Below are 13,744 nucleotides of genomic sequence, written 5' to 3'. Positions count from 1 at the left end.
CCCTCGCGAAGTCAGCCCAGCCGAGGGATCGACGGACATCCTTGAGACGCACAGCAAAATCTTCACCGACAGCAGGGCTCCTTTGAGAGCACAACCCTAATGCCGCCCGCCCCTCGGGTAAATGAATCAAAGTCATAGCTCGACAGAATGCGGCGCTCGCGCTCCAAGACCTTCAGCGATAGCTCCTTCACGTCGTTCAAGACCATGCTGACCTCGCGCAAGGTCGCGCAGCAGCGCGCCGTGTTTGTCTCTCGGTCCGAAGCGATAGACGTGGATCGTGACGGTCACTTGCGAATATGCGTCCGACGCAGCGCCGATGTCTCGTAAACCGTCGTTCGCTGAGCTCGCGCGAGCGATGCACCGATGATGCAAAGCCGGAAGCGGCCTGTCAGCAACGAGCCTCGGGCCCATGCCACAGATGCTCACGTATCAGCCGTCTATACCGAAAGATCAACCGATTCCGATTCCACATCATTTAGCATGTAGGGAACTCATCATCTCCCTCCGCGCGCTTTCGTGTCGCCACTGGTCGGCTAGAGAAAGCAAAAGAGAAGTGAATGTATATAAATCTTCAATCGATTAAAGCGCGTTAGCCTTTCGTGACGCTCCGGCGCGACCATCGACATCTCGCGATCCCCCAGCTCCTGCCGGGGATTGGCGGCCTGCTTTTGCGTGACGCAATAACGACGCGGCATGCCGGCACAGACCTGCCTCTCGATTAAGACAAAACTCGGGCACGGACGCGCACGCTACGCATTGGCCGAAACATTTACCTGCCGATCGAACGATCTTCGCGAATTATTTAGGAGCGTAAGGACGCGCATGCTGTTTCTGTTCTGGTTTATCGCACGCGCCTCCTATGTCGCCAAGCGAGGCTAGGTACGCTTTGCGTTCTGGCGTCAATTGTCCAACCACTCAACGTTTCTAGCGCCGATTAACGCCGTCTTCTACATATTTTCGACGCGGAAGCGGGGTGCCTACATCGATGCATCCGGCTTTCCCGAACTGGCACCCCTCAAAGCGAACTGGAAGACCATCCGGGACGAGGCCCTCGCGGTCGACTCTGCACAGTTACCTTGAGGGCGTGATGGTCCTTCATCGATATGCCCCGCGATGATGCAACTCATCATCGCGACATCAACGCCGCGCTGAACATTTCCGCGGCAGAACGGCGCCGTCTTGCAGAAGGAATCCCCTCCTTCTCGCGCAGAGGGCAACAACCGAACTCTGAAGGATGGGAGGACTTCGGCCGAGCGCACGCAACCACCGCTTCACGTAGCGCATAGAAAGAGTGCCCGACTCTCATCGTTAAATCATCGCTGGACACGTCGCCAGCCCACGTGTCCAGACTTCGCTCGCGCCGTGAGTGAGGCAAACGGACCTTTAATTTAAGTGATGCTGCAAGAGGGCCTCCGGATCGTTGAGGCAAATCGGGTCGACGAGCGCTGGGCCGCCGCACCCAAGCTGCTCAAAGGCACCGCGCGCAACGACGCCTTCAGGGCGGTACGGCACGCACAGCGCTTCACGGAATATGCCTTTCACTCGCTCGCGGTCGCGCACAAGAATGTGGCCGGCCTTGCGGACTGGATTGGTTCTCACGAAACCCAAGCCATCGCGACACGAGTCTTCCTGGCACTTGAACAGTACCTGTTCGGGAAACGGGGCCGTCCACGTTTCAAAGGGTCGCGGCGTCCACTGCACAGTCGTGGCCTCCCCGCGAGTATCACCTGATTAACCGATGACTCACAGACCGCGAGTCGTTATGGCGGCCCACGCCACCCCTACAGTTTCCCGTAGCTATGCAGACCCGAAAGAAACATGTTGACACCAATGAAGGCGAATGTCGTTACTACCAACCCGGTCAACGCCCACCACGCCGCGGGCCTGCCCCGAAGGCCCTTGATCAAACGCATGTGCAACCATGCAGCGTAGTTCAGCCATACTATCAGCGCCCAGGTCTCCTTAGGATCCCAGCTCCAGTACCCGCCCCACGCTTCCGCCGCCCATAGCGCACCGAGAATCGTCGCAATGGTAAAAAAAGCAAAACCCACGGAGATTGCCTTATACATAACATCCTCGAGCACATCGAGCGCCGGAAGGCGATCATCCAGGATGCCCTTGTCTTTCATCAAGTAGGCGACTGCAACCATCGCGGACAGAGCGAAAGTGCCATACCCGATGAAGTTCGCCGGTACGTGTATTTTCATCCACCAACTCTGAAGCGCCGGGACAAGCGGCTGAATTTGCTGCGCATCTCGCGATATTGAGTACCACATCATAAAAACGACTGCAGCGCTAATTACGAGAAGGACGAAAGCGCCGAGCGCGTGTGTGTTGTAATGTCTCTCGTAATAGAGGTAGAAGAGCGCAGTGATAAGGTTGAACAGTACGAAGACCTCGTACAGGTTCGAGATGGGGATATGCCCAATGTCCGGTCCGATCAGATAGGACTCGTACCACCGCACCATCATCCCGACGAAACCCATCAGAACAGCGCTCCACGTCAGCTTCGATGCAATTGCCCCCGCCGAAGGCGCGCGCGCTAGCATACCGATCCAGTAGAACAGTGTTGCGAGGACAAATAGCGCGCTCATCCACAGGATCGCGGATTGGCTTGAGAGAAGGTACTTCAGAAAAAATGCATGATCAGCCCGACCGAGAACATCACCGTACAGGTTAATCGCAAACAGTGATAATGCCGCGATACCAACCATTAACACGCGTGCTTGCTTCCAACGCCATCCCAGCGTGGTGAGCGCGGGAACCGCGCATACCAGCACCAGTCCGTCGTAATAATTCATATGCGAGTGATACTTAGCCAGAGCGAACGCTGCCCCGCAGACCAAGGCCACCGCGAACAGCAGATCAACAAGCAACGTCTTCGGCGGGATCCTAGGTTGCCAGACCCTAATGCGCGAAGAGGGCGCGATTTCCACTTTCTTGTCGCGCAATGATGGGCGATGCGGAGCATCAGATGTCACGTCCATTTTCGACCTCGATCCTGGGAATATGCCACGTAGGCCCTTCGCCGGAATGTATTGTGTAGCGGAGACCGGTTTTCAGGCAGGCGACGTCCCGAGCGGCTGCGAGCCGGTCCACTTTGGCTCGACGCCGCCGGGAAACGGGAGAATACGCTCAAGCGATTTTCTGCAGAAGTACGATGTGCGCAGGCGGAATCCGCCGACGTCGTTACCCCTTCTTCGCGTACCCATTACACCAACCCGCCCCTTCGACCGTCTTGCCGTTGAACAGCGGGCAGGCCGCAGTCTTTGTAGATGCACTGCCCTGGTAGAACTGGCAGTTCGCACATTCCTGGCCGGCGGCGTACTTTGGAAACTTGACCTTGTCCACCTTGGTCGCGTCCACTCGGTAGCCAAGCGCGACTGCGCTCGGATCCGTCTCGGACAGTTGCTCCGCAGCATGAGCGACGAGCGGAAGGAATGCGGTCGATACCAACCCTACAACGCTTCCTACGATGAACTCACGGCGACACGATTTCATTTCAACCTCCTCGTTGGCTTGTTCCGCGATGTTGACTATTCGGAGACTTCCTTGGATGCACATCTGGAACGGCCAAGACAATATATTCGTCGATAGTGTCCGTCGAGACGTGTCCGTTGCGGCTACGTCGGACGGGACAGCATGTCACATCCGCGATCGATATTATGGCCATGTGCCTTATGCCGCAACGTCACGTGGGTATCAGGCTTATATACTGCCGCATACCGCGTGAATGTTATTTACGCGCGGCGTGGAACACCCCGGCCTTCATCCAAAATGAAAGAAGCCCTCTTCGGCTACGAGTTCCATTCGCTTACGAAAGCCACGGGCAAGGTTGGACTGCATCTCCACTTCCGCGTCATCTTCACGCAAAACTGAAGCATTCCCGAAAAGACCAGGTGTACAGCTTTCCGCAGCGCTCGTGAACGAATACAGCGCAATTTTCATTGGCGACGTGCCCCCTTCGGCACCCGCAAAAACACGGATGGCGAAATCTGTGCTTGATGCGGGGCGAGGGCGGTTCCGGATCATGCCGCGATATAATAGCGATTGCACGGGCGTGTGAATCGATCACGTCGCTAAACAATATTCAAAGCAGACTTGCGTCGGTGACGAGCACCCGCTACCGTTATCGCGTAACGAATTTTCGCGAGATTGTTTAACTCGGTGTTACGCTCACTTCGACGACACCTCTGTCGTCGGACTCGAAAGGATTTGGCCCGTCTACAGGCGGGCTCTTTTTTGCGCACCGAGCCTTCACAGAAGGTCCGCGAACCCGGGCGCCACTTCCTGTCAGTCCAAGAATTCCTCCCTTGAGGAAGGAAGGCAAGCAAGACCGAATCGACGCTGCACTCGCAGTCAATTTAAGCTATCGATGCGGAATACGAAAGCGCGGCACCCCCACAAGTAGTCCACGTACTCGCACTCCACAGAAAATTAAACCCATGCGGAAGTTCAAAGCGATTGCGTTTACGTCTGGTTAGTTTAGCTTGATGAACGGATTTCACCCCGGACTTGCGGCCGCTGCAAAACGCGCACCGGCCCGAAGGACCTAGAGGGCCGCGGGATAAGGGACAGGGACCGTCCGGATTCACGGCGCACATAATCACCGCGGCTGGCTGCGGCAGTGCACGCTCTCACGGCGCGACGTCGCCGACCTGCAACATGAATCCCCGTCCTTTGTGCGCCTTGCACGGCAGTCACGGGGCCGAATCCGGGGAGAACGCCGGCGCTTAAGCACCCTCATATCAGCGAGAATACGGGGGCATGAGAGTGAGGATCAACGAGATAAGGAGTGCCAGTAGTTTCAGGACAAGATCGACCGCCAATACACTGAACACCAGCGGAGATGATTCATATGCCATCGGCAGCGCCAGTGCTACAACTATCGAACTGACAGCGCAGAGGAAAAGAAATATAACCCTGGCAGACCGAATCTTGTATATCGCCCCGAAGGCCAAAGCGACCCAGATAAGACGCCCCGCCGTCGAAGCGAAACGCTCTACCGATGATTGTGCGAGGATCAGCTCGATTGGTAGCTCAAGTATTGACCATATTGCAACAGAGAGCGGAAGCGCACGTCGCGCGGCACTTACCATTATAGGTGACAGACTAGCGATAAATCCTTTCTCTTCACCGCGGAAAGACTTAACTCGATTAGCTACGTATTCGAGACGTTTCTCTATATTACTCAGACGAGTGGCGGACATGCTCGCTCCAAGATTCAATGACCGGGACACCCGCACCGGGGTCCGTTAAGGGCTCATGTAGGCGCGGAGAAGTGCAACCATCTGTGCCACTCATAGTGCAGATCTCCTTCCGACTGTCAGGGAAGACGCGTGATTAGTTTGATGTACATCTCCCCGCCGATCGCAGTCACGAACACGGCATACGCACGCGCGAGGCAAGGATCATTCGATGACTGTTTGCCAGTGCGCGCGTCTCGCTCACCCACGGTCGAAATACGGAATCTCCGATCTTGATCGGCATACCACTCAGAGCACAGAATGATTGAACGTGCGCGCGCCCCATCCGCCACACCTGTTCGCCAAAATAACCTGTGGTCGAGTCGCTCCAGCAAATGCTAAGCGAGACCGACGAAAGTCGCTCGATTATAGAAATCCTGGCAGGCAACAGTTCTTTCTTGGGCTCTTCGTTCGCCCCCTGACAGAGCAGCGTTTTCGTTCTGCGGAATCTTTTCTTTTTAACAAGCGTCACTTTCGGCGCCGGTTGCGGCGCCAACAGGCACAGCAACGCTCGCTCAATAATGTCTTTGCCAGCTTCTTGAGTCATTTGACACCTTCCTCGTCGATCGACATCGGATACGATTAATCTTTTCGATCCCGATTACACCGGCCCTGTGGTGTTAGGAGACGCGAACCTGACCTTCTCCTTCACGCCCCGTCAACGTGCTGCCTCAATCATGCAGCCGAAGGGTGATCACCACCTGACGGAACTCGTAGGCAATGTTATCGATCGAGAAGCTAGCGGACAACATTCGTCGCGTATCATTCGCGCATCCGTCGGTATATCCGGCGCATATGCCGACTGCCAATATGCACAGAGATTGCTCGATATAGCGCTTACCACGATCGACGCGACGAACGCCGCGCGGCAACCGGAGCAAACAGACCGTCGCCGCTCAATATCCATCGGACGATGGAAACTCTTCTGCCTTAAGCACACAGCCCTTCGTACTATCGCTATTCCTACGACTGTAGTGTCTGGTGAAATGCCCTCGTGCCCGGGCGCATTGTCATGTCATATTCTCACCTGCTCTATAGCGATTCGATATAACTCCGCACCTCAAGAGCGGGAAATACTTTGGTATAAAACGCGATACGAATTATCTGCATCGTGTTCCTAATAATGCCAGCGCCGTGACGTACACTCGCAGCATGAACTCATGCCATCATATTGCCAAAAAAGAGCCAATGTTGGATAAGGCATCGAAGTCACCATCCGCTGAAACCGTGCGCGAGCCCGTGCACGTGTGGGACTGGTCAGTGAGAATCTTTCATTGGTCAATTGTCAGTCTCGTCATCGCCGCATACGTAACATCCCGGTACAACTGGATGACGTGGCACGTTCGTCTGGGACAATTAACCCTGACGTTGCTGATCTTCCGCATTCTGTTAGGCTTTTGGGGTAGCGAAACCGCGCGTTTCAGACGGCTTCTGGTACGGCCCTCGGTTGCGTTGGCATACACCCGTCGCTTCTTTTCACACGCCGGTCCTACGTACCTCGGACACACACCCGGCGGCGGATGGATGGTGGTTGCACTTATCTTGGTACTGTCGACGCAAGTATTGACGGGCCTATATGCGTACAACGACGTGGCCCAAGTAGGACCGCTTTTCGGCATCTTTTCCGCTGATACCTCGAACACACTGGTATCTGTGCACGAAAAATTGTTCACTCTCTTGATCTCGTTCGTCGCGATTCACATAGCTGTGGTCGCCCTCTACTGGATTGTGAAGCGACAAAATCTGGTTCGGCCGATGTTGACGGGAATACAATATCTACCACCCGGTTTTGAGAAGCCACGGATCATATCCGCCAGGCGAGCGCTGTCGCTATTTCTTTGCTCCGTCATCATTGCGACGCTGATTTGCCAGCTTTGACGCGCCATGACGCATGCCAAGCGACCAGAACGACCTTTTACCACGTCTCATGGCGCGGAACTGTGATGAATCTTGTCCGCTGCTTCTCGCGACGCCGCGTCAAGAAGCAACGGTTCGAGGGCAAACCCCGCGGCCCGCCACGCATCCAGTCCACCAGCAAGTGGGAACACATTCTTGTAACCCTCTGTCTTCATTCGCTCCGCGACTAATGCCGCGCTCACTTCGTTCGGACAATCGCAATAAATAACGAATCTTCTGCTCCTGTCCACTCCGTCGAGCTGTGCTGCGGATGCGCCGTGATCAAGCACGATCGCACCCGGGATTCGGACAGGATCGCTCCGTCGCCGAACTCCCTGTCGGGCATCGATGATGCAAGGCGGGGGATCTTCTAACAGTAGCGCATCAAGCTCCACGGCATCGACCCGAGGCATGCGCAAACGACGAAGCAGGGTCGCCCGGTGTCGCCATCGGATACCCACATAAATAACTAGAAATATCGCGGTGATCACGACTGCCCCCAAGCCGAACCAGTCCAGGAGATTGAGAATCGTGTCCACGGCGTCGGCAAACAGCACGCCGAGAGCTACCCCGACGGTCGCCCATAGCGCCGCCCCGACGGAATCGTAAAAAAGAAAACTGGTGAGGGACACGCTCATCGCACCAGCGACAGGTATTGCGAGGGTCGACAGACCCGGAATGAATTTGGTTACGGCAAGCACACGAACGCCGAACTTCCCAAAAACTTCGCCGCTCCTGCTCACACAGCTGTCTCGGGAGATCGACATGCTGCATAGAAATCCTAGGACGCGACTCCCGTAACGCCGTCCGAGCCAGAACCATAACAAGTCACCCAACAGGGCCGAACTCGCTGCAACGAGAACCACATTGAACAAGGACAGTCTCATCGCCCAAACATTGCCGTGACCGCCTACCAACGCGGTGATTGCACCGGTGAGGATGAGTGCCGGCATCGCGGGAACAGGAAAGCCGAGGGACTCGAGCAGTACGTTCAGAAAAACCAGCGGAACGCCGTACTCGACGATCAATTCTCGAAGCATGGATTCGACTCAGGGAACAAGACACATGATTTGCCAGCATGGCCTGTGACGTCCCGTGTTTGCCGATGAACGACCCCAAGCACGCGCGCATCGCGGCCCTCCTGCGCATCGTTCGATCGGTTTGAGTCATCGTGTTTTGGAGGGCGTACGTTCAAAGTCTTACGCCGCAAGCCGTTAAGCTCATGTTGATTCAGGCGAAAAAATCCCCACCCATGATTCTCGCCGAATTGTAGCCGGTCCTTGACCGCGACATTTGCGCGTTCTATATCGGAGGGTACAGAACACGGTCTGCAACTTTGATCGGCAAGTCCCGAACTCGTAATTGCGGAGCGTCCAACAATCCTTTTGAAAGCTATGATGCCATCTGGAAGGGTATGAGTGGACAGGAAATGTTCATAGGCGGAGGGGGCGATGTACGCATCGGGATAGTTCATCACCATGTCGAAGTCGACCGGGTTGTGGAGCGACGCGTCGGTTAACTGCACATAGATCCAGGCGTAAAAATCGGTAGGGAGAATGAGATCGCCATAAATTGAATATTCCAGCGCGGAATTGTGAAGCGCTGACAGTTCCGTAGCGGCAAATAGCTGGCGAAGGTAAGCGATGCCCGCGAGCGCAACGCAGATTGCAAATACACTCATCATGTCCGCTGGATCGTACATCACAGTCCTCGAACTAGTTATGGAATGACAGAAAGAGCTATGCGTAATTCAATAAAAATCCGACGTTGTCGTCAATTATCTTCCAGTGTCTTGTGCGATACCTCGGTATATCACGTGCCCGCGATGAACCTTTATTGATATCTCACTGAGGTTCATCTTTGCCGCAATCTGCTTGTTCATCAGACCGCTCGTGACCATGGACAGGAGTTTGCGCTCGTGGGCGGTCAAGGATTCGTATCGCTCGCGTAACTCGCGCCGTACCCGCTCGTTTTCGCGATGCGTGCGGTCGTGCATCATTGCGGACCGCACCGCATCAAGCATGTCCTGGTCACGAAAGGGCTTGCTCAGAAAGTTATGGGCACCCGACTTCATCGCCTTCACAGTCATCGCGATATCGCCGTGTGCCGTCATAAAGACGATCGGTATGTGCTGCTTGAGCTTGGCGAGACGCTCTTGTGCCTCAAGACCTCCCATCCCGGGCATTCGAACATCCAAAATGAGGCAGTTAGGTGCGGCGGTGCATTTATCTGCAGTCCGCTCCAACACATCGAACATTTCGGTGGCGGAGGTGAAGAGTTTCACGCTCAGACCCACCGTCGCCAAAAGATCAGCGAGGGATTCACAGTAGAGGTTTTGATATACCGAAGTATGTTTGTTGACCGGCGCATATCCGCATATGATCCAATTGACGAAAAGGTGCCGGTAAACACGAGGGGCGTGATCCTGTTTGTCGACACCGAATCCATCATCCGAAGCTGCAAGACTTATCACGCAGGTGCTTCACCATGTCGGGAGTTGAACATGTTTGACATGTCAAATTTGAATCGCCTTCAAAAACTTGAAGAACACGCACCAGCGGGAATAGCGGCGTTCTGGGCGTTCGACAAAGCCGCTTTTGAGGAAGGTGCGTTGTCCGTTCAAACCAAGCAACTGATTGCGGTTGCTGTCGCGCTAACCACGCAGTGTCCGTATTGCATCGAGCTTCATACGACTGCCGCGCGGGACGCTGGTGCGACTAACGCCCAGTTGGCGGAGACTGCGGTGGTGGCAGCTGCAATTCGCGCGGGCGGCGCGATCACTCATGCCACGCACCTGATGCAGGAATAATAGTGTTTCCCCTGTACGCGCCGTGCGCACGTCAGCAGATTGCGTGGTAGGCCGGTGTTAGCCGGACGCAGCGTTGTCTCACTGCCCGCGAGAATTGCTAGGCTTTATTACTTCTCGGCGCGCTGACAAACCGTGTCCCCTCGACCTTGTTCGGACTCTTGAATATGTGCGTCCATGCGAACATCCAACGATACTCACGTATGTTTGTTAATGGGGGTTGAAGGTCCGATTGCAAGCTCGCCCGCCAGAAGGGCCGCTCTATACATTTCCCTCGCTTGCAACGACTAAATAGTCGCAGATGTTGTCATGGCGTTGGCTCGATCAACCTAACTTCTCAAATCAAATCTACTGGAGCGAAAGATGCTTAAGAACGTATACGTCGCCGAAAAGTGTGACATTTCCGTCTGGCCGCTTGGGTTCCTCCGTTGGGCCCTGGTAGTCGTATTCCTCTGGTTCGGTTGCATGAAGTTCACCAGTTACGAGGCTCACGGGATCTCCTCGTTCATCGTGCATAGTCCGATTATGGGCTGGCTTAACACCTTATTCGGTGTACAAGGTGCGAGCGATGTCATCGGTGTCCTCGAACTGTCGACAGCCGCCGCCCTTATCCTGGGCGCATTCGTCCCGCTGTTTTCCGCCCTTGGTGCGGCGATGTCGTGCGCGACGTATATCACCACGTTGTCGTTTATGTTTAGCACTCCAGGCGTAACAGCAGCCCCCTTGGGCGGCTTCCCTTGGCTATCAGGTGATGTCGGGCAGTTCCTGCTCAAGGACCTTGTCCTTCTCGCCGCGTCCGCTTGCCTGTTGATCAAATCAATTCAGGTTGCACCGGTCCGCACTCCAGAGGCTGCAGCAATGCCTCGATAGCCTCGTAGATTATTGGCGCTCGTTGTGCGCACGTTACGCACGGACGCCTCGACCGTGGACAAATCCGGTGCACACGCCAAGGAATTGGCGCCGTCGCGCCAGCATCGCCACCGGGTCCGAGCGGGCTGTCGCGGGACTACCATCGTCCCGGGTTCCGGAGTGGAAGCACGAAGCCCGGCAGCGCGGGTGACTTTGTCGCGCCACAAGGCGCTACGGGCGCTCAAGCCGCCAGCATTGAAACGTCATATCAGATAGGTGGGGCGATATCCCCAGCCGCCTCTGCCAGTGCGGACGTGATGACTTAAGCGCGCCAGCGCGTCGGCAAACTCTTCCGCACTCGAGGAAAAGCCTCTGTCGGCGATGACATGGGGAGTCGTGTTCTATTCGACACATCCCAAGCCATCAAGGCGCACGCACACGCAGATCGTGGGTATTGTCGACTAGCGTCCTACATTGCATAACGAATTTCAACGTCAGCCATAAGATGGCTGGCATGATGTGTTCAACATGCACGCGTCTGCGCGAGCATCAAATGAATTTCCGATACAACCGCCGCACCTTCTCCGACTGCAGCCGAGACTCGCTTGATAGACGACGAGCGCACGTCACCTATAGCGAAGATGCCGGGCACGTTGGTCTGGAATGTGAGGCATCTAGAGGAGTCGGACGACTCCGCAGCCCTTGTCAAAACAAAGCCTCTGTCATCAACTTCCACTTCGCAGTTGCGAAGCCACTGGGTATTTGGATCGGCGCCTGTGAACAGAAAGAGGTGTCTTGTCTCGATTGACGCATTTCGCCCCTCCGTATTCACCGTCAGACCGCAAAGTCCGTCTTCATCGCTGGATGCTGATTCGATCGTCGTGCGTGTATGTATCGTCACGTTGTGTAGGGCCATTACACGATCGATCAGATATCGAGACATACTCTCTTCGAGTCCTCCCCGCCTCACGAGTACGTGGACATGGCTCGCATAGTTTGAGAGGTAAACGATTGCCTGCCCGGCCGAATTTCCTCCTCCGACTAGTACAACCTCTGTGCCCTGACAAAGCTTCGCTTCGACCGAAGACGCCCAGTAATAGACGCCTTTCGCCGTGGACAAATCAAGACCATCGATATCTGGACGACGATACGAGGCGCCACTGGCAACTACCACTGAATGCGCACTGACGAGACGGCCACCAGTGAGATGAACCCTGAACGGCGACACCGCGCAGTCCAGCTTCGAGATTTCAGACGGAATCGAAATTTCCGCACCGAACTTTACCGCCTGCATGAATGCGCGATAGGCCAGTGCGTGACCCGAAATCCCGGCGGGAAAGCCCAGATAGTTTTCGAGACGTGCGCTGGCCGCGGCCTGCCCGCCAGCGCCGTGTGAGTCGAACACGATGACGGACAGGCCTTCTGACGCGGCATATACCGCGGCCGCCAGTCCAGCCGGGCCCGCCCCGACTATCGCGACATCGTAAATACTCGTTGGAGCCAATTCTGGCAAGAGCCCAAGCCTGTCAGCCAGCGTCGCCTCGTCAGGTCGACGTAAGATAGTTCCATCGGCCAGCACCACAATTGGCGTCGATTCGCGCCAGTCCGGAAGCTTTGAGAGGACGCCGACGGTTTCCGCATCACTCTCCGTATCGACCACCCGGTAGGGATGATTTACTCGCCGAAAGAATCCCTCGAGCGCCAAGGTCTTGGTGTCTGTCGCCGGTCCGATGAGTACCGGGCCGCTGCCTCCCTGAACAAGCTCCGCGCGGCGCAGTATGAGGGCGCGCATGATGATTTCACCCAGCTGTGCCTCCTCTATCAGGAGTGCCCGTACCTGCGCGGGTGAGATCAGGATCGCGTCCACATCCTTGAGCGCATATCCGTCTACTAGATATGGTTTCCCCGTGAGCTGCGCTGTCTCCCCAAGGAACTGCCCCTCAGCCAGTTCCGCCAAAAATCGTGATTGTCCCAGTCCATCTCGCCGCGTAAGCAAGACATTGCCCCGTAAGATAACTCTTATTCCGAGTCCCTTCTCGCCGGCGCGGAACATCGTCTCGCCGGCTTTCCATGACTCCAGCGCGCCGAATCGACGTGTACGTTCGACGTCCGCAACTCCGAGCCGCGGAAACATCTGAGGGCGCCGTTGTTCGATCGCTGTCCGCGTCGCCCGCTCCTCGTCCCCGATCGCACGACTTCGATTCAGATAAGAGCCGTAGTTAGCAGACCGTCCCGCGCGCGCATTCCGCGACGTCACCGGAGCGTGATCCGTTGGTTCATTCGAAATGTAGCGACCATAGTTCGCGGAAACGCCGCCCACGGGGATAGACGACTCTGGCGGGACATCAGAGAAGTCGTCTTGTGTAATGTCTGGCGACTGTCCATCGGTATTCTTTGTCGAATCCTTACGCTCTGGGTCGAACGTGGATTCCTCGTCTGCATTCATAGAGCATCTGGTTGATCGGAACTTTCGTCCCATAGACTAAGCTACAACGGTGACCACAGCCGGAAGTTATCCCCGTCCCACCTTTGGAAAAAGTCCGCCACCGTCGCTCATGATGACGTCGCGCCCAGGTGATGCGGTCGCATCGATTTACAGTTGATCCAGTCATCGTTGTGTTCGGCAAAATAGTTCTCCACCGGGATGATCTGATTCCCCTACAGTTTCGTGCATGCGGAAGATTCCGACAACGCCCACAAGGTATCGGGTTCATATGCTCAGGTATGAACCCGCAATACGTTTGCTCTATGTACACTTACCGGAGAAGCCACCACGTCGAGCAGCGTCGACAGATTCAGGATTGCGGCCCGTCAGCTTTCCAGACAACTCAGCTTGTGAACAACCGCCAGTATCCGACCAACCAAAAGCACGCCTCCGCAGTCATTTAGCGACAATCCGGCTTAAGCGCCATCCGTTTAGTCAACGCTTCGCGGCTAATAGCCAGAC

General features: G+C 55.7%; 11 protein-coding genes and 1 pseudogene. 4 read left to right on the top strand and 8 right to left on the bottom strand.

Annotation, left to right across the window (positions count from 1 at the left end; translation table 11 throughout):
* The first annotated feature begins 1,392 nt into the window (after positions 1 to 1,392).
* Positions 1,393 to 1,731, top strand: coding sequence for a hypothetical protein (locus FAZ95_RS27165; protein WP_137335584.1), 339 nt, complete (start codon positions 1,393 to 1,395; stop codon positions 1,729 to 1,731).
* Between the two features lie 50 nt (positions 1,732 to 1,781).
* Here the strand turns inward: FAZ95_RS27165 and ccsB are convergent.
* The 4 genes and pseudogenes from ccsB to FAZ95_RS27145 form a co-directional block, all read right to left on the bottom strand.
* Positions 1,782 to 2,873, bottom strand: a pseudogene (gene ccsB / locus FAZ95_RS27160) (c-type cytochrome biogenesis protein CcsB); the annotation flags it as partial.
* Positions 2,874 to 3,189: 316 nt separating this feature from the next.
* Positions 3,190 to 3,501: a high-potential iron-sulfur protein gene (locus tag FAZ95_RS27155; RefSeq protein WP_137335582.1), complete on the bottom strand. Its 312-nt coding sequence runs from the start codon at positions 3,499 to 3,501 to the stop codon at positions 3,190 to 3,192.
* Positions 3,502 to 4,748: 1,247 nt separating this feature from the next.
* Entirely contained in the window at positions 4,749 to 5,210 is a 462-nt protein-coding gene (locus tag FAZ95_RS27150; RefSeq protein WP_137335581.1) for a hypothetical protein, read from the bottom strand.
* 166 nt (positions 5,211 to 5,376) lie between these two features.
* Positions 5,377 to 5,793 (bottom strand): DUF3331 domain-containing protein, encoded by a 417-nt coding sequence (locus FAZ95_RS27145; RefSeq protein ID WP_137335580.1) that lies wholly within the window; start codon positions 5,791 to 5,793, stop codon positions 5,377 to 5,379.
* A gap of 641 nt (positions 5,794 to 6,434) precedes the next feature.
* Here FAZ95_RS27145 and FAZ95_RS27140 point away from each other — a divergent pair.
* On the top strand, positions 6,435 to 7,124 hold the full coding sequence (locus FAZ95_RS27140) for a cytochrome b/b6 domain-containing protein (protein ID WP_175425778.1): 690 nt from the start codon (positions 6,435 to 6,437) through the stop codon (positions 7,122 to 7,124).
* Positions 7,125 to 7,171: 47 nt separating this feature from the next.
* Here FAZ95_RS27140 and FAZ95_RS27135 read toward each other — a convergent pair whose 3' ends face one another.
* The 3 genes from FAZ95_RS27135 to FAZ95_RS27125 all read right to left on the bottom strand — a co-directional run bounded on the left by FAZ95_RS27135 (position 7,172) and on the right by FAZ95_RS27125 (position 9,615).
* Positions 7,172 to 8,182: a VTT domain-containing protein gene (locus tag FAZ95_RS27135; RefSeq protein WP_137335578.1), complete on the bottom strand. Its 1,011-nt coding sequence runs from the start codon at positions 8,180 to 8,182 to the stop codon at positions 7,172 to 7,174.
* On the bottom strand, positions 8,167 to 8,844 hold the full coding sequence (locus FAZ95_RS27130; protein WP_137335577.1) for a hypothetical protein: 678 nt from the start codon (positions 8,842 to 8,844) through the stop codon (positions 8,167 to 8,169). The genes FAZ95_RS27135 and FAZ95_RS27130 overlap by 16 nt, the downstream gene beginning before the upstream one ends.
* Before the next feature lie 75 nt (positions 8,845 to 8,919).
* Positions 8,920 to 9,615 carry a response regulator transcription factor gene (locus FAZ95_RS27125; protein WP_254700304.1) on the bottom strand — a complete coding sequence of 232 codons (696 nt, stop codon included), beginning with the start codon at positions 9,613 to 9,615 and terminating at the stop codon, positions 8,920 to 8,922.
* A gap of 30 nt (positions 9,616 to 9,645) precedes the next feature.
* Here FAZ95_RS27125 and FAZ95_RS27120 point away from each other — a divergent pair, with 30 nt between their 5' ends.
* Both FAZ95_RS27120 and FAZ95_RS27115 read left to right on the top strand, forming a co-directional pair.
* Positions 9,646 to 9,951, top strand: coding sequence for a carboxymuconolactone decarboxylase family protein (locus FAZ95_RS27120; RefSeq protein WP_137335576.1), 306 nt, complete (start codon positions 9,646 to 9,648; stop codon positions 9,949 to 9,951).
* Between the two features lie 360 nt (positions 9,952 to 10,311).
* On the top strand, positions 10,312 to 10,818 hold the full coding sequence (locus FAZ95_RS27115; protein ID WP_137335575.1) for a YkgB family protein: 507 nt from the start codon (positions 10,312 to 10,314) through the stop codon (positions 10,816 to 10,818).
* A 502-nt stretch (positions 10,819 to 11,320) separates the two neighbouring features.
* Here the strand turns inward: FAZ95_RS27115 and FAZ95_RS27110 are convergent.
* Positions 11,321 to 13,243 carry an FAD-dependent oxidoreductase gene (locus FAZ95_RS27110; protein WP_137335574.1) on the bottom strand — a complete coding sequence of 641 codons (1,923 nt, stop codon included), beginning with the start codon at positions 13,241 to 13,243 and terminating at the stop codon, positions 11,321 to 11,323.
* Positions 13,244 to 13,744 lie beyond the last annotated feature (501 nt).

Source organism: Trinickia violacea (genome assembly GCF_005280735.1).
Classification (GTDB): Bacteria; Pseudomonadota; Gammaproteobacteria; order Burkholderiales; family Burkholderiaceae; genus Trinickia_A; species Trinickia_A violacea.
Note: the sequence above shows the minus strand (reverse complement) of the source record. Positions and strands in the feature narration are given on the sequence as shown.